15 protein-coding genes and 1 pseudogene are annotated in these 15,536 nt (G+C 59.0%); 9 read left to right on the forward strand and 7 right to left on the reverse strand.

Going from position 1 to position 15,536, the window contains the following annotated elements; translation table 11 throughout:
* Positions 1–52: 52 nt before the first annotated feature.
* A pseudogene (locus tag HNQ39_RS30025) lies at positions 53–157 on the reverse strand (IS5/IS1182 family transposase); the annotation flags it as partial.
* A gap of 28 nt (positions 158–185) precedes the next feature.
* On the opposite strand from HNQ39_RS30025, the gene HNQ39_RS19710 reads away from it, so the two are divergent.
* A complete protein-coding gene (locus HNQ39_RS19710) occupies positions 186–455 on the forward strand; it encodes a hypothetical protein (RefSeq protein WP_184200689.1) in 270 nt (89 codons plus the stop codon).
* Positions 456–607: 152 nt separating this feature from the next.
* On the opposite strand, the gene HNQ39_RS19715 is transcribed toward HNQ39_RS19710, so the two are convergent.
* Together HNQ39_RS19715 and HNQ39_RS19720 are read right to left on the reverse strand one after the other, a co-directional pair.
* Positions 608–1,081, reverse strand: a complete 474-nt coding sequence (locus HNQ39_RS19715) for a hypothetical protein (protein ID WP_184200692.1) — start codon at positions 1,079–1,081, stop codon at positions 608–610.
* A 285-nt stretch (positions 1,082–1,366) separates the two neighbouring features.
* A complete protein-coding gene (locus tag HNQ39_RS19720; RefSeq protein WP_184200695.1) occupies positions 1,367–2,806 on the reverse strand; it encodes a DUF1501 domain-containing protein in 1,440 nt (479 codons plus the stop codon).
* Between the two features lie 100 nt (positions 2,807–2,906).
* Here HNQ39_RS19720 and HNQ39_RS19725 point away from each other — a divergent pair, with 100 nt between their 5' ends.
* Together HNQ39_RS19725 and der are read left to right on the forward strand one after the other, a co-directional pair.
* Positions 2,907–3,791 carry a hypothetical protein gene (locus HNQ39_RS19725; RefSeq protein ID WP_184200698.1) on the forward strand — a complete coding sequence of 295 codons (885 nt, stop codon included), beginning with the start codon at positions 2,907–2,909 and terminating at the stop codon, positions 3,789–3,791.
* Between the two features lie 73 nt (positions 3,792–3,864).
* Positions 3,865–5,220, forward strand: coding sequence for a ribosome biogenesis GTPase Der (der, locus tag HNQ39_RS19730; protein ID WP_184200701.1), 1,356 nt, complete (start codon positions 3,865–3,867; stop codon positions 5,218–5,220).
* Between the two features lie 129 nt (positions 5,221–5,349).
* Here the strand turns inward: der and HNQ39_RS19735 are convergent, their stop codons facing one another.
* Complete coding sequence (locus tag HNQ39_RS19735; protein WP_184200704.1) at positions 5,350–6,744, reverse strand: inorganic phosphate transporter; 1,395 nt, start codon at positions 6,742–6,744, stop codon at positions 5,350–5,352.
* A gap of 168 nt (positions 6,745–6,912) precedes the next feature.
* Between HNQ39_RS19735 and HNQ39_RS19740 the strand changes: the two genes are divergently transcribed.
* The 6 genes from HNQ39_RS19740 (at position 6,913) to pstB (ending at position 13,971) form a co-directional block, all read left to right on the forward strand.
* Positions 6,913–8,196: a porin gene (locus HNQ39_RS19740; RefSeq protein WP_184200707.1), complete on the forward strand. Its 1,284-nt coding sequence runs from the start codon at positions 6,913–6,915 to the stop codon at positions 8,194–8,196.
* Between the two features lie 161 nt (positions 8,197–8,357).
* Positions 8,358–10,238 (forward strand): S-layer homology domain-containing protein, encoded by a 1,881-nt coding sequence (locus HNQ39_RS19745; RefSeq protein ID WP_184200710.1) that lies wholly within the window; start codon positions 8,358–8,360, stop codon positions 10,236–10,238.
* Positions 10,239–10,283: 45 nt separating this feature from the next.
* Positions 10,284–11,273, forward strand: a complete 990-nt coding sequence (gene pstS, locus HNQ39_RS19750) for a phosphate ABC transporter substrate-binding protein PstS (RefSeq protein WP_184200713.1) — start codon at positions 10,284–10,286, stop codon at positions 11,271–11,273.
* Positions 11,274–11,306: 33 nt separating this feature from the next.
* A complete protein-coding gene (gene pstC, locus HNQ39_RS19755) occupies positions 11,307–12,260 on the forward strand; it encodes a phosphate ABC transporter permease subunit PstC (protein WP_184200716.1) in 954 nt (317 codons plus the stop codon).
* A complete protein-coding gene (pstA, locus tag HNQ39_RS19760) occupies positions 12,257–13,120 on the forward strand; it encodes a phosphate ABC transporter permease PstA (RefSeq protein WP_184200720.1) in 864 nt (287 codons plus the stop codon). The genes pstC and pstA overlap by 4 nt, the downstream gene beginning before the upstream one ends.
* A gap of 8 nt (positions 13,121–13,128) precedes the next feature.
* On the forward strand, positions 13,129–13,971 hold the full coding sequence (gene pstB, locus HNQ39_RS19765; protein ID WP_184200723.1) for a phosphate ABC transporter ATP-binding protein PstB: 843 nt from the start codon (positions 13,129–13,131) through the stop codon (positions 13,969–13,971).
* A gap of 6 nt (positions 13,972–13,977) precedes the next feature.
* Here pstB and HNQ39_RS19770 read toward each other — a convergent pair whose 3' ends face one another.
* From HNQ39_RS19770 to HNQ39_RS19780, 3 genes are all read right to left on the reverse strand, one after another.
* Positions 13,978–14,349: a Holliday junction resolvase-like protein gene (locus tag HNQ39_RS19770; RefSeq protein WP_184200726.1), complete on the reverse strand. Its 372-nt coding sequence runs from the start codon at positions 14,347–14,349 to the stop codon at positions 13,978–13,980.
* A gap of 12 nt (positions 14,350–14,361) precedes the next feature.
* On the reverse strand, positions 14,362–14,874 hold the full coding sequence (locus HNQ39_RS19775; protein WP_184200729.1) for a hypothetical protein: 513 nt from the start codon (positions 14,872–14,874) through the stop codon (positions 14,362–14,364).
* A gap of 291 nt (positions 14,875–15,165) precedes the next feature.
* Positions 15,166–15,495, reverse strand: coding sequence for an RNA recognition motif domain-containing protein (locus HNQ39_RS19780; protein ID WP_184200732.1), 330 nt, complete (start codon positions 15,493–15,495; stop codon positions 15,166–15,168).
* Positions 15,496–15,536: the final 41 nt, after the last annotated feature.

A 15,536-nucleotide genomic window follows, 5' to 3' on the forward strand; every position in this document is an offset into this window, starting at 1 on the left:
TACCGATTTTAAATCGGCGAGCAAATGCTGTTGCCTATGCCAACAAGTCTTTGACGACTTCTTGATTGATCCAGAGGGTGACCCTGCCACGGTTGACCAGAGCGGTGTTATACTGTTTCCAGTTGCGGGTGCGGTACTGAGGTTTTGTTTTTTTCACAGATTACTGGACTGCCAGAATCGTGCCCGTGACTACCTGGAAAAACTACTGGCTAGACCATTGTGCAACAAAGCCGTCCGAGATTATCAGCGATAATGAAGATATCGAAGTTCAGCGTACCAAGCTTACCGGAATGATTGATCGCCGCGATGATAAAGCATCACGTGGAAATGATCTAGCCGTTCGGGCACGAAGTGGCATTAAGTTCACGTATGGAGCTGATTCTGCTCAGTACAAACAAGCAGGTGGAACACCGTTGAGTGAAAGAAAACCTAGAACTAAAAAATCTTCTAGTTAAGGTTTACTTTTATTCTTGGCCCGTCACTGTATAGACATTTTACATTAAAACAGGTAGTGGGATGGATCTGTTTTACGTCCATCCCACTATATTTAAATTATCGAACTACCAGCCTTTATTTCGAACAACAATGAACCAGCAAAATCATTCACTCAAATTGAGTAAAATCTTTCCATGACATCACTAGGAATTTGCACTGTATTTAATTTGTTCAGAAATATTTTGATGATAATTTTCTGGAACTCACGACTGCAATATTGAAATTTTACATGATACAAAGAAACACATTTCATCTTCATTATCTCCTCCAGGAAATCTTTTCTTTTGCCATCTTGAAACATAGTATAAATCACACCACTATTAGATTCGATCTCGATCTTCCCTTTTTTAAAGTCTGATTCAAAAAATGGAGGATGCTTTATTTTAAATTTTTGAATCAATTTATCTTCTAGTTCATTACTGAATCGTTCAGTTCTCGGTTGACGAATCACTAAAAATGACGTCTCTTGTGTGTCACAAAGATGATGAAATGCTTGATGCAGTACGAGTGAATCAAACTCATCAGAAGAAACAAAAGTAACCGATTCAACACCACAATAACGCTTTATAAGATTCTCTCTATCCATTTTTTACATTTCACACCTAGAGTGATTAACAAATAGCGCATCGTAGCTTTTACGAAATTGACAATATTCCATTTCCTCCAAGATAGATTCTTTACGAATCAAGTAATCCCTCCACTCCTTCAGAGTAGTAAATTTCGTGACAAATATATCATTCAGCAAACGAATCAAATCCGCTTGATCATCATCACACCAAGGAGCGATTAATGCTGATTCAATAATATCAATATATCCTCCAAATATTCTGGAGTCGTGCATAACTTACTCACCGTCTAAAAATTCAAATTATTATGCTAACAAATCCTTTACGACGTGCCCGTGCACGTCCGTTAATCGGAAATCTCGGCCTTGGTAGCGGTAGCTTAGGCGGGTGTGGTCAAATCCGAGCAGGTGCAAGATAGTCGCCTGGAGATCGTGGACGTGCACGACGCCGGGGGTGAACTCGGCTTTGTTGGGGGTGATGGGGTTGCCCTGCGCGTCGGCGATATTGTAGCCGTAGTCGTCGGTGCGGCCGTAGGTGAAGCCGGGCTTGACTCCCCCGCCTGCCATCCAGAGAGAAAAGCTACGCGGGTGGTGGTCACGGCCGTAGTTGTTTTTCTCCAGCTTCCCCTGCGAGTAGCTCGTCCGCCCGAACTCCCCGCCCCAGATAATCAGCGTGTCGTCGAGCATCCCACGCCGCTTGAGATCGAGAACGAGTGCGGCGGACGCTTTATCCGTGAGCTTTGCTTGGCCGCGCATCGCGCCGGGAAGCCCGCCGTGGTGATCCCAGCCCTGGTGGTAGAGCTGGATAAAACGCACCCCTTTTTCGGCGAGGCGGCGCGCGAGCAGGCAGTTGGCGGCAAACGTCCCCGGTTTTCGGGCGTCCTCGCCGTAGAGGGCGAACGTTTCGTCGGGCTCCGTGGACGTGTCGGTGACCTCGGGGACACTGGTCTGCATGCGGTAGGCGAGCTCGTACTGCGCCATGCGGCTCTCAATCGCGGGATCGAGTGTCGCTTGGGATTGTAGCTTGCTTAACTGTCCGAGCGTGTCCAAGAGCGCACGGCGGCTCTGGTTCGAGACGCCCTCCGGGTTGGTGAGATAGAGCACGGGACTCTTGCCCGCGCGGAACTGTGTCCCTTGGTAGCGTGCATCGAGGAAGCCACTGCCCCACAAACGCGAGTAGAGCGGCTGGTCGCCTTGATTGGCCGTCACCAAGACCACAAAGCTGGGCAGGTTCTCGTTCATCGAGCCCAGGCCGTAGCTCACCCACGCGCCGAGGCACGGGCGGCCCGCGATCTGGCTCCCGGTCTGGAAGAACGTAATCGCGGGGTCGTGGTTGATCGCCTCAGTCCACATCGAGCGCACCAGACACAGCTCATCGGCGATCTTAGCGGTCTCTGGCATGATCTCGGAGAGCTCCATCCCGCACTTGCCCGCCCGCACAAAGTTAAACGCCGAGCCCGCCAGCGGTAGCTCCGCTTGGTTGGCGCTCATCCCGGTCAGGCGCTGGCCGCGGCGGATAAAGTCCGGCAGGGGCTGGCCGTGTTTCTCGCGGAGCAATGGCTTGTTGTCAAAGAGGTCCTGCGCTGCGGGGCCGCCGCTCTGGAACAGATAGATCACCCGCTTGGCCTTGGGTGCAAAGTGCGGGGCCGCAAATGCTCCCGTTTCGAGGCTTCCTAGCCCCAGCACCCCCAACCCAAGAGTCGAGTTCTTCAAAAAATGCCGTCGCGTCACTGCCAGTGGGTCCATGCCCCGTATTGTACCGAAAAAAAACTTGTCCGGTTTTATCAGATTTGGCACCTCCCACCCGTTATAGGGGCGACAACCCAGATGGGAAACCGGAGTTTTTATGAACGCTTACACTCGCTCTCTTCTTGCCTTGCTCCTCATCGCTTTCTGCCGTTACGACGCCCTTGCTCAGGTGCTCTTTCGCGATGACTTCAACCGCGCCGCGCTAACGGTCGGCGCCCCGACAACCTACACCACCACCGTGACCAGCGGCGACGGCGACGCCAGCATTGTGGGCGGAAGTTTCCTCCAGCTCACCAACGATGGTACGGCCGCGGCGAACGCGAGCGGCCGCGTCTGGGTGGCCGGGCAGACCATGAGCTTTTCGGGCTTCAGCCCCACGCTCAGTAGCAACGCGGGAGCCTTGAGCTGGAGCTTCAATGCCCGTTACAACCGCACGACGAACCCCGGTGGCTTCGATGCGAACCTCTATAGTATGGCGGTCATTCTTGGGGCCACCAGTAGTGACCTCACGACCGCCAACGGGTACGCCATCGCCTACGGCAACGCGGGCGCTCCCGACCCGATCCGGCTTGTGCGCTTCACCGGCGGGCTGGACGCCGATGCGAACTTGACCACCCTGATCTCCAGTGGCGCATCGGACCTCGCCGCGGTGAACGACTACTTTAGTGTGAGAGTGCTCTACAACCCAAACACCAACGACTGGCAGCTCTTGGTGCGCGACGATGGCACAAGTGCGTGGGGCGATCCGCAGACCGTGAGCACCTCGGTAGGAACGGCATTCGATACGGCCTACACCGCGACACCGCTCACCCACTTTGGCTTTCTCTGGAACTACAATACCGCCACCAACCAGACCGTCCAGTTTGACAACTTCCAGCTCGCCACGGTCCCAGAGCCCTCGACAGGCATGCTCGTCGTTGTCGGCCTCGCGATGATTCTGGCGTGGCGTCAGGAGCGAGTGGGGCGGCGGCCACGGGCATGATATACTGTCACGATGGGCCGCCGTGGCGCTTTGCCAGGCGGCCCTAACTCTGTCAGAAAGGAGGCGGCGTTTTATGCCTAAACCGATTGTCGCCATCGTTGGACGCCCCAACGTCGGCAAGTCCACCCTCTTCAACCGCCTCACCGGCAAGCGAATTGCCATTGTCGAGGACACCCCAGGAATTACGCGTGATCGGCTCTATGCCGAGGGCGAGTGGAACGGACGAAACTACACCCTGATCGATACGGGGGGAATCAGCATGGACGAGGACGATCCCATGCAGGCCCAGGTACGTATCCAAGCGGAGATTGCGATGGAGGAGGCAGATGTTATCCTCATGCTCTGCGATGCATCGCAGGGAATCACGCCCAACGATATCGAGCTAGCCGATGAGCTCCGTGGTGTCGTGGATGTCCCGCTGTTTGTGGTGGTCAATAAGTCCGACAACCCCAACCGCGACCAAGACGCGATGGAGTTCTACAGCCTCGGGCTGGGCGAGATCTACCCGGTCTCGGCCATCTCCAGCCGCGGTGTGGGAGACCTTCTCGATGAGGTCGTCGCCTCGTTCCCCCCCGAGACCGAAGAGGACAACGAGGATGAGACCGTGCGGATCGCGCTGGTCGGCCGCCCGAATGTCGGGAAATCGTCGATGGTCAATGCCATTCTTGGTGAGGAGCGCACGATTGTCTCCCCGGTTGCCGGAACCACGCGCGATGCCATCGACACCTACTTTGAGTTCGAGGGCAAGCGCATCTTGCTGATCGACACCGCAGGCATCCGGCGCTCCGGGAAGATCCAGGGGACGGTCGAGTACTACTCCGTGCTCCGTGCCCAGCGCGCGATCGAGCGCTGCGATGTCGCGGTCACGGTGATCGATAGCATCGAAGGCCTCCGCGATGGCGATAAGCGCGTCCTGGGGATGGCACACGAAGCCGGCAAGGCAAGTGTGATCTGTGTGAATAAGTGGGACGAGGGCCGCAAGGGAGTCTTGGAGGAGAACGCGGGCAAGAACCCCATGCGCATCCTCACCCAGACCCTCCGCGATGAGCTGCCGTTCTGTAGCTATGCGCCGGTCGCCTTCTGCTCCGCACTCAAGGGCACGGGGATTGGTGCGTTTCTAGAGACCGCGATCCATGCCGCAGAGAACCACTCGATGCGCATCCCCACGGGCGAGCTCAACCGGCTCATCCGCGATGCCGTCGACTCCCGCCCGTACACGACCAAGGGACGAAACCTCAAGGTCAAGTACGCGACCATGGCGGCGGTTCAGCCTCCGACCATTGTCCTCTTTGTCAACGACCCAGAGCTGATGCACTTCTCCTACCAGCGCTACCTAGAGAACCAGCTCCGCAAGACCTATGGCCTGGAAGGGACCCCCCTCAAGATCATCTGCCGCAAGGCCGCCAAAGACCGCGAAGACCGGGACTAGCTGCTGGGGATTGCTGGGGGCTGAAGACCCCGGCTCAAGACAAGAGCGTCCCGTGGACGCAGGAAACCTAACTCTCCTGCGTCCACGGGACGCTCTATTTTCATCAGGCGGGTATTTTAATGCCCGCGACTAATGCCCGCCGATAAACCGCCCCGCAGTGAGCCAGAACAGCAAGCCGGAGACCACCATGGTAACGGGCAGGGTAAGCACCCAGGCGATCAGGATATTTCGGATCGTCTTGGGCTGAAGCCCCGATTTATTGGCCGCCATCGTCCCCGCGATTCCCGACGAGAGAATGTGCGTCGTGGAGACGGGAGCGGCGAGCTTATCGGCGACCATGATCGTCAGCATCGCGGTGAGCTCCGCGGCGGCACCTTGGCCGTAGGTGAGGTGGGCCTTCCCGATCTTCTCCCCGACCGTCACCACGATCCGCTTCCAGCCAAACATCGTCCCCACTCCCAGCGCCAGCGCCACAGCGACTGTCACCCAGGGTGCGACAAACTCCACCGTGCCCTTGATCTCTTTCTGCCCCTTCTCCAAGAGGTCCTTGTCGTCGGCGCTGAGCCCCTTCTCTTTTGCCACTTTCTTGAGGGCGGAGGCGGCCTTGAGTGCCTCTTTGCGGAGCTCTGCCTGATCGGCGGCGGGAAGCTCGCTCAGGCTCGCACGGTTGGCGAGGAGCGACTCGATCTTCTTGAGACGCTTGTCGGCCTCAGCAGCCTTCTCCACGGAGGCCAGCGCGGGGCTCTCGACCAGGGTCTCTACCTGCTTTACCACCGCGACCGTGCTGGCGATCTTCTCCGCACCGAAGTTAGGGTTGACCGTAAACTGGCCGGGGAGCAGGGCGATCAGGATCAGCATCATCAGGCCAATCCCCTTCTGGCCATCGTTGGAGCCGTGGGCATAGCTCACCCCGGTACAGGTCCCAATCAGCATCAAACGAATCGGCCAGGGCGGCGGGGCCATGTTATCGACATCCTCAGGCGACTGGAAGAGCTCGGGGCGCTTGACAATCAGCTTCATCGCCAGGAAGATCAAGGCCGCTACCCCAAACCCGACCAGGGGCGCGAGAGCCAGGCCTTTTAGTGTGTCGTAGAACTTCTCCAGGTTGACATCTTTGTGCGCCAGCATGCCCCACGTGATCCCCACTCCGGTGATAGAGCCTATCAGCGTGTGCGAGCTGGATGCAGGAAGCCCGACAAACCAGGTAGCCAGGTTCCAGAGCACTGCAGTAATCAGGATCGAGAGGAGCATCCAGATCCCCATCGCGCCACTCGCCCCCACCAACAGGTCGGTGGGAAGCAGGCCCACGATTTTGAAGGCGACTCCGGCTCCTGCGCCAAAGACACTCAGGACCCCAAGCAGGTTGACCAGCCCGGACCAGAGTACCGCGACGGTCGGCTTCAGGGAGCGTGTGTAGATCACGGTCGCGACCGCGTTGGCGGTATCGTGAAATCCATTAACAAACTCAAAGCCCAGCGCGATCACCAGGCAGAGCCCCAGCAGGCCAATTGTTGCGATGTCCATAAATCTATTTCTATCTGACTCCTTTTCCCTATCATGCCATCTCCCTTACCGGACTCTGTTAAGCAAATGTTAACCTTTCCTGATGATGGGGCGATTTAGATTAAGAGACCGATATTTAACTCACTCTTAACAGAGCGTTCTTATTCGCCTCTTAAACTACTTGCCGAAATGAAGACGATTCTTAATACAGCTCCTCTCTTTGCCCTTGCCCTTCTCGGTGCCCACCCTGCCGCGGCCCAGACCAAGAACAGTGCGCCACCCGCCCTCACCGCAGAGCAGGTCAAGGCACTCGATCTGCTCTCCAAGCTGAAGTTCAGTGGCTACCTCCAGCTTCGCTACGATGCTCTCCTCGGAGATGCAGCCCTCTTTAAGAACCAGGGTGCAGGCGGCACAGGACCACGGCCGACCGTCGGGGCGCCCCATGTGGGCGGTGCATCGCAAGGGTTTATCTTGCGACGAGGGCGCTTCAAGGTTGATGGCGCACTCAATCCCAAAGATGCCTTTACCTTCCAGTTCGACTTTGGCTCAGTCGGCCCGCTTCACCTCCGCGATATGTACGCCGATATTAAGAGTGGTCTGCCCCACAACTGGCAGCTACGCGTTGGGCAGTTTCCGCCCCAGTTCACCTACATTTTGCCGTCGAGTAGCCGTGTGCGAGAGTCGCCCGAGCGCGCTCTAGGCTTCTCGGACAGCAGCAACGCCAACTTCATCTTTAAAGACACGGTCTCAGCGACCGGGGGGACGGTCACGGCGGGGACGGTGATTCCCTTTCTGCTGAACCAGGACCGCGATCAGGGGGCGATGTTTAGCTACAAGGCCAAGCGTGCGACCAGCTACTTTGGTCTCTACAACGGCGAGGGCCGCGACAACAACGGGCAGAGGCCCATCAATGGCAACCTGACGTTCATGGGGCGAGTCGAGCAGCGCATTCCTGCCGCGAAGGGAGATGTCTTTGTGGGAGGCTCGCGCTACGATGGCCAGTGGCCCGCCCGTGCCGCCGCGCCGGTCGGCACCACGGTCGCCGATTTTAAGAACGCCGCCCGCCGGGTGACGGCCCTCGAAACCCGCTGGGTGGGCAAGAATGGCACCGAGCTACGCTACGAGCGAATCGATGGTCGCTACGATGTCACCCCCGATCGCTCTCTCTATCTTGCGGGAAACAACATTCATGCCTGGTATGCCACCGTGCGTCAGCCTATCGCCCCGCACACGGTCGCCTCTCTCACCTACGATGTCTTCGATCCGACCAACCAGACCGTCGCGGGCCTGACACCGGGCGAGTACCGGCGCAAGACCCTCCAAGGCGGCGTCCTCCACCAGCTCGCCCCCGGAACCCGCCTGCGCCTCTGGTATGTTCAGGGCCTCACTCCCTACGACCCATCGGCGGCCGCAGGCACTGCCGCACGCAAGAAGCTTGGGCAAGTGATCGGGGAGCTACAGGTCGAGTTTTAACCCCCCGCACCAATGCCTTCATCGCCGTTGAGGAGCTCCTCAACGGCGATTTGTTATTTATTTGTTAATAAATCAGCCAAAAGGACATGAATTGTTAAGCTTTCGTGGGTTAATCTGTACTTAACACGGACGAGTGGATGTGCTCTTAAACTCCCACTGGAATGAAAAACTCTCTTAATAGGATGGTAGGGCTCGCCGCGTTGCTCGCCCTGCCCGCTGCTGGCTTTGCACAGCAGGCTCCCGACGATGTCCCTGCAACCCACTGGGCCTACCCCGCGGTCCAAGACCTGATCTCCAAGGGCCTGATCCAGAACTTCCCCAATGGCAAGTACCTAGGGGAACGCACCTTGACGCGCTACGAGATGGCATCACTGGTTAAGCGCATGCTGGACTACCTTGCCAAGACTCAGGTCAAGGTCATCGAAGCGCCCAAGGTGAACCCGCCTAAGGTCGCCGCTCCCAAGCCGACCACGCCCAAGGCCCCTACCGCAACCAAGGCGGAAGTGGATGCCCTGAAGCTCTCTGTAGACGCTCTCAAAGAAGTCCAGCTCTCGTCGGACGAAGTGGCGGAGCTGCGCAAGCTGATCAAAGAGTTCTTGCCGGAGCTACTGGTGATGAACACCAACTTCAAGGCCCTACAAGACAAGTTCGATGCGCTCGACACCAAGATGGTGGACTTTGAGCAGGACATCAAGGACATGAAGATCCTTGGGGCCGCGCACCAAGCTCAGCTGAATATCCTCAATGCCAAGAAGGCGGATGGCTATATCCAGGCGCGCTACTCCCGCCGTGGCACTGAGGACCCGCTCCGCGCCCCCGAGAATGTCGCGCAGGATACCACCCGAGGAAATGGCGGCGACCGCGATACGTTCCATGTGCGGCGTGCACGTCTGAACTTCCGCGGCGATCTGGTCAATGCCCAGGGCCAGCCCACGCGTGGTGGCTACCGCATCCAGCTCGATGCCCGTACGGCCCCGACCGCAGGCGCGCAGGAGCTGACGGTCAAAGAGGCCTATGTGATCGTCAAAAACTTCCCCTTCCAGCTCAAGAATCCGGGGGTCACGCCTTGGTTTCAGGCCGACATGTGGCTAGGGCAGGGCGTCACCCCCTTTGGTCACTACCTCCCGTACTCGTCCAGTGATCGCTCCGCCCCGGAGCGCTACATCGCCTTCTCCGATGCCGGCCCTGGTCTCTTTGTGAACCAGGACTACGACAAAGGCGCATCGCTCAAGGGGAAGCTCTTCAATGCCTACGAGTTCCACATGGGGCTCTTCAATGGAAATGGCGTGGTTAGCAACGACTTAGGCCGCAAGAAGGACTTTATCGGGCAGATCGGCAAGCAAGTCACCCCTGGTTGGCGCGTCGGGGTCTCCGCCTACGACGGTGATGGCTCGACCTTTGGGACAGAGGTGGCGGCAAATGGCTACATCGGCTTAGTGGGAACCGAGACCCCCACCACGGCATCTGACGGTACCAAGCTCAATGCAAGCAACAACCCGGTGGTCCTGAGTACCCGGGAGCGCCGGCGCCACCTCTTTGGCTTCGACACCCAGTACGCTGTCGGGAGCTCGTCGGAGCTGAAGTTTGAGTATGTCAAGGGCCATGGTGGACAGGTCGGGAGCAACCAGACCGTCGTCCCCAAAGAGTTCTATGCCTATGTGGACAACGCTGAGGTCGAGGGCTGGTATGTGGAGATGAACCGCCACTTCGGGACAGTTGTGGTCGAGCCGGGTAAGCCGACTCTGCCCAAGCTCAAGGTCGTCACCGCCTACGAGTACTACAACCGCAATGCCAACCCCGCCAAGACCGGCGCATTCAGCCAGATCAACCTAGGGACGGCAGCCGCTCCGAATATCCAGGGAGTGAGCAAGAGTATGTTTGAGGAGTCCCGTATCCATGCCGGTCTGCTCTACCAAGTCGATGCCGTGACCCGTCTGCGCCTCTGGTACGAAGACCCCATCCATAACCCGGCACTCCCCGGCAAGCCGGACTTCCAGAACCACACTCCCTTCTACACCTTTGAGGTTCAGGTCAAGTTTTAACCCTGAGTTAACAAAACGCGTGCAGACGAAACGTAAGATAACAACATGAACAAGAAAACCACAGCATCCCTCGCAGTCTGCGGACTGCTTGCCATTGCGGGAGTTGCCCAGGCCCAGATCTCTGGTGCCGGCGCGACCTTCCCTGAGCTTCTCTACAACAACTGGGCCAAGGAGTACAAGGCGGCCGGCGGTTCAGCCGTGAACTACCAGGGAATCGGCTCTGGCGGTGGGATCAAGGCCATCACGGCCAAGACCGTCGACTTTGGGGCGAGCGATGGCCCCATGAGCCCCGCGGAGCTCCAGGGCGCTCCGGGAATCCTGCACCTCCCGATGTGTATCGGTGGGGTTGTCCCCGCCTTCAATATCCAAGGAGTCACCGAGCTCAAGCTCACGGGGGCCGTGATCGCCGATATCTACCTGCACAAGATCAACACCTGGAACGACCCCAAGATCGCCGCACTCAACCCGGGTGTCAAGCTCCCCCCGACCCGCATCGTGACGGTCAGCCGCGCCGATAGCTCGGGAACCACCGCGATCTTCACCAACTACCTCTGCAAGGTCAGCCCCGCGTTTGAGAGCGGTGTCGGTGAGGGGAAGGCAGTCAACTGGCCCAAGCCCGGTATCGCCGGTAAGGGGACCCAGGGTGTGGCGGCGCTGGTCAAGCAGACTCCGGGAGCCTTTGGCTATATCGAGGCCGCGTTTGCGGACAAGAACCAGATCAGCTACGCCAGTGTCCAGAACGCCAAGGGGGCGTTTATCAAGGCCAGCCTGAAGTCGGTCACTGAGGCGGCCACCAGTGTGCGCCTCCCCTCCGACTTCCGTGCCATGATCACCAACACCAGCGATGCTGAGGGCTACGCCATCTCCGGCTTCACCTGGATCCTGGTCTACCCCGATGCCAAGCCTGAGGTCAAGAAGTTTCTCCGCTGGTGTCTCACCACGGGTCAGAAGTCGGCCACCAAGTACGACTATGCCCCGCTTCCCGCACCGGTTCAGCAGCGCGCTCTGGCAGCACTGGCGAAGATCGGAGGCTAGCCCCTCGTGGCGCTGTCCTTCTCGAAAGGCACGATGAACACACCCAGTATACACAACGCCCAGAGCAAGAGCCGCCTGGGTGACCGGGTCTACCTGGGTGTGCTCAGCCTCTCCGCGCTCATCCTCTTCTTGCTTATCGTCGGGATTGCCGCCACTCTGGCCTGGCAGTCCCGGCTGAGCATCCAGGCAACGGGCTTTAAGTTTGTCACGGGGTCGGTCTGGGACGATGCGGCGGGAACCTACGGGATCTGGCCGTTTCTCTTTGGTACCCTGTACTCGTCGCTGATCGCCCTGCTTCTGGCCGTTCCTGTCAGTCTCGGCGCAGCGATCTTCCTGGCGGAGCTCTGCCCCAAGTGGCTCCGTACTCCGATCACGTTCTTGATCGAGCTCCTCGCCGCGATTCCATCGGTGGTCTACGGCCTCTGGGGGATCTTTCTGCTCATTCCCTTTCTGCGTGATCGCCTCATGACCCCGCTGGCCGACAAGCACATTCCCCTCCTCCAAGGCGCGGGCTATGGGCCGTCGATGCTGGCCGCCGGCGTGATCCTCGCGATCATGATCCTCCCGTTTATCACCGCCGTGAGCCGCGATATCTTGCAGGCGATCCCCAAGGCACAGCGCGAGGCATCGTATGGCCTCGGCGGAACCAAGTGGGAGACCATCTCGCGGGTCGTGCTTCCCTACTCCCGCTCCGGAATTATCGGTGCCATCATGCTCGGGCTGGGGCGCGCGTTTGGGGAGACCATGGCAGTGACTATGCTCATCGGCAACCAAGCCGCCCAGACCGACTCGGGGATCAGCTTCAACCTCTTCGAGCCGGGCTACACGATGTCCAGCGCGCTTGCCAATAAGTTCAACGAGGCGCAGCCCGGCCTGAGCACCGCCGCGCTGATCGAGATCGGCCTCGTGCTCTTCGTGGTGGCGGTTCTGGTCAATACCTGTGCCCGCCTGCTGGTGCGCTACACCGGAAAGAGCGTCAATAAATGAGCCTCTACGCAGCAGATGGTCGGGTCAAGCTCCGCCGCGCGCAGAGCCTCTTCATGCTGACTCTGTGTAGCCTCGCCGCCCTTGTCGGAATCTTCGTCTTGGGTCTCGTGCTGTTCTTCCTCGCCCAGCGTGGCCTGGGGCACCTCAACCTCAAGCTCTTCACGGTCGCCTCGGGGGATGGGGATGGGTTCGCACAGAGCCTGCGCGGAACCCTACAGATCCTGGCGGTGGCGTGTGCAGTCGCGGTGCCGCTTGGGATCATGGGCGGCATCTACCAGCAGGAGTCCAAGGGGACGTTCGCCAACACGGTCCGCTTCCTCACCGATGTGCTCAATGGGATTCCCTCGATCGTCATTGGTATCTTTGTCTACGCCGCGCTCGTGCTCCCGATCTCCCAGGCGTTTCCCGGCAAGGGCTACAGTGGCTGGGCGGGCGGTGTCGCGCTGGCGATCATGATGCTCCCGCTGATCATGCGCACGACCGAAGAGATGCTGCGGCTCGTCCCTAGCGCGCTATCCGAGGCCTCGCTAGGCTTGGGCGCGACTCGGTGGCGCACGATGGTCTCGGTAGTCTTGCCGGCGGCGCGTGGGGGGATCCTCACAGGAATTTTGCTCGCCGTGGCCCGTGTGGCGGGAGAGACCGCGCCGCTGATCTTCACGATCCTGGGCAATGAGTTTATGGGCAAGATGGATGGGCAGATGGACGCACTCCCGCTGCGCCTCTTCAAGTACGCCACTGATGTTGATGAGACACACCACCAGATCGCTTGGGCGGCTGCGCTGGTGCTGATCCTGATGGTGCTCTGTCTGAGCATTATCGCGCGCCTAAGCACGAGAAACCGCATGCAGGAAGATAAATAGAGCTGAAGATGAACGTAAACAACAGTAAAGACGAAGAGATTCTCCCGAGCGTGATCGCATCGATCGATGCACATGACCTCCCCGAGTTCCCTCAGGACATCTGTATCGCGGCGGAGAATATTGACTTTTACTACGGGAGCTTCCAGGCACTCAAGGGGATCACACTCCCGATTGCCCGCAAGAGTGTCACCGCGTTTATTGGACCGTCGGGCTGTGGCAAGTCCACGTTCTTGCGCACCATCAACCGGATGAACGACCTGATCGATGGCACGCGGCTGACGGGCAAGCTGACTCTCGACGGCGAGAACCTCTACGATCCCCGTGTCGATGTGGTGCTCCTACGCAAGAAGGTCGGGATGGTCTTCCAGAAGCCGAATCCCTTCCCGATGAGTATCTACGATAACATTGCCTATGGACCGCGGATTCACGGAACCCACCGGGGGCGCAAGGAGCTCGATGAGCTGGTAGAGAAGTGCCTGCACCACTCCGCGCTCTGGGACGAGGTCAAAGACAAGCTGAAGCAGTCCGCACTCGCGCTCTCGGGCGGTCAGCAGCAGCGGCTCTGTATCGCCCGCGCCTTAGCGGTCTCGCCCGAGGTGCTCCTCATGGACGAGCCCTGCTCCGCGCTCGACCCGAACTCCACCCACCGGATAGAGCTGCTCATCAACGAGCTACGCAAGGACTACACGATCGTGATCGTGACCCACAACATGCAGCAAGCGGCGCGTGTCTCCGAGTACACGGGCTTCTTCCTCAAGGGTGAGCTCAAAGAGTTCACCACCACACAGAAGATCTTCAGCTCTCCCAGCCAGAAAGAGACCGACGACTACATCAATGGGCGGTTTGGCTAGGGACGCTCAGCCGTTGTCGGTGAAACGAAACTCCTCGAAGTAGACCTCGCCCGCCTCGACCAGCTCTCGGTAGTGCTTCTGCAGCTTCGAGAGCTGGCTTTTGTTTGTCTTGAACTCCACAAAGACAATGCGGTCGTCCTCGAACTGCACACCGTCGATGGGCGTGCCAAGGAAGCGAAAGCCCTGCGGGTCGTAGGGGTACTGGTCCATGAGGGGAAACCACTGCTCGGTGATGCGGCCGTAGGTTGTGGAGAGGGAGCGCTGCTGAAAGTCGGCGGCATCGAGGCGCTCGGAGAGCTGGCGGATGCGGCGGGCGAGGGCGATCACGAGCAAGAACAGAGCGCCACAGACCGTGGCAAGCAGGAGGGTTGGGTTCACCCTCTTACTATACTATACGGCGCGGCTGGGACGGGTCGTGCTGAGGTAGGCTCCCCAGACCGCAAACGGCAAGCCGTAGTTTTCATCGTCGGTGAGCCGGTGCAGGAGGATCTCCGATGCTTCTTCGGCACCTTCCATGTGCCAGGGGCGTAGTGTCCCCAGGCGTGTGGAGGTATCGGGCTTGACGGAGGTAAGGGGCGTGGTGAGCATTCCGGTCCGCACCTCGACCCCGTGGCGAGACTCCAGGTAAGTGCGCAGGAGATGGAACTCATCCTCACGAAAGAGCTCATCGACGAGGCGCTCCGCGCGGCGTGCGGCGTCCTCGGCGAGGGCACGGTAGCCTAGGATCAGGCGGGCGTAGTCACCAATGGGCTCGGTGCGGTCGACCCGGAACCAGTGGAACGTTATCTTCCCCCGGCCAGGGCCGACCAGTACGGGCAACGTACTGTAGGGAAGATAGAGCTTGCGATCCGGGGCGCTCGTTCCTGCCGCCGCACCGGGGGGAATAGGGACAGGGGCAGGCATAGGAAGCTATCTCTCTGCCGCTTGCCCGGTGGTAAGACCGGACTAACGACGTCCTTTACGAGCGCTTTTGTAGCGCGAGGTGCCCTTGTCACGACGGGGCGCGGGCGCTCCATCGGGGGAAGGTCCCTGTTGACGAGAAATCTGCGACATGAGCTCCACGGCTTTACCGCAACGCGAACAGAAGTACGCGTTGCGGCTAATAGCGGACGGAGGGATGCTTGAGCGGAACTCGCAGGCTGGGCAGACAATCACGATCTCTCGTCGTCCACCCAAGAACGGAGCAGTACTCAACTAGTAGCGCCCGCCGCGACCACCACCTCCACCGTAACCACCGCCGCCACCGCTGCGTCCACCGCCGCCGCCGCCACCGCTGCGCTCTTCACGAGGACGAGCCTCGTTGACAGTCAGGTTGCGGCCACCGAGAGCGGAGCCATTCAGCCGGGAGATCGCCTCACGTGCCTCGCCGTCGTTGGGCATCTCCACAAAGGCAAAGCCCTTGCTCTCGCCCGAGAAACGATCCTGCACGACATGGACATCGCTGACCGTGCCGGACTGCTCAAAGAGCTTCCGCAGGCTGTCGTCGTTGGTGTTATAAGGGAGCCCCCCTACGAAAATACGCATAGTATCTGTCCTCTGTTGACCTGGAAATATAGTGCAGCACG

It is taken from the genome of Armatimonas rosea (assembly GCF_014202505.1).
Taxonomy (GTDB): domain Bacteria; phylum Armatimonadota; class Armatimonadia; order Armatimonadales; family Armatimonadaceae; genus Armatimonas; species Armatimonas rosea.

What these genes read in the sequence shown, in the direction of transcription:
- HNQ39_RS19780 (WP_184200732.1), bottom strand. Translation starts at nt 15,495, where the DNA reads ATGCGTATTTTCGTAGGGGGGCTCCCTTATAACACCAACGACGACAGC.
- pstA (WP_184200720.1), top strand. Translation starts at nt 12,257, where the DNA reads ATGAGCCTCTACGCAGCAGATGGTCGGGTCAAGCTCCGCCGCGCGCAG.
- der (WP_184200701.1), top strand. Translation starts at nt 3,865, where the DNA reads ATGCCTAAACCGATTGTCGCCATCGTTGGACGCCCCAACGTCGGCAAG.
- pstS (WP_184200713.1), top strand. Translation starts at nt 10,284, where the DNA reads ATGAACAAGAAAACCACAGCATCCCTCGCAGTCTGCGGACTGCTTGCC.
- HNQ39_RS19735 (WP_184200704.1), bottom strand. Translation starts at nt 6,744, where the DNA reads ATGGACATCGCAACAATTGGCCTGCTGGGGCTCTGCCTGGTGATCGCG.
- HNQ39_RS19740 (WP_184200707.1), top strand. Translation starts at nt 6,913, where the DNA reads ATGAAGACGATTCTTAATACAGCTCCTCTCTTTGCCCTTGCCCTTCTC.
- HNQ39_RS19720 (WP_184200695.1), bottom strand. Translation starts at nt 2,806, where the DNA reads ATGGACCCACTGGCAGTGACGCGACGGCATTTTTTGAAGAACTCGACT.
- pstC (WP_184200716.1), top strand. Translation starts at nt 11,307, where the DNA reads ATGAACACACCCAGTATACACAACGCCCAGAGCAAGAGCCGCCTGGGT.
- HNQ39_RS19745 (WP_184200710.1), top strand. Translation starts at nt 8,358, where the DNA reads ATGAAAAACTCTCTTAATAGGATGGTAGGGCTCGCCGCGTTGCTCGCC.
- HNQ39_RS19725 (WP_184200698.1), top strand. Translation starts at nt 2,907, where the DNA reads ATGAACGCTTACACTCGCTCTCTTCTTGCCTTGCTCCTCATCGCTTTC.
- HNQ39_RS19715 (WP_184200692.1), bottom strand. Translation starts at nt 1,081, where the DNA reads ATGGATAGAGAGAATCTTATAAAGCGTTATTGTGGTGTTGAATCGGTT.
- pstB (WP_184200723.1), top strand. Translation starts at nt 13,129, where the DNA reads ATGAACGTAAACAACAGTAAAGACGAAGAGATTCTCCCGAGCGTGATC.
- HNQ39_RS19775 (WP_184200729.1), bottom strand. Translation starts at nt 14,874, where the DNA reads ATGCCTGCCCCTGTCCCTATTCCCCCCGGTGCGGCGGCAGGAACGAGC.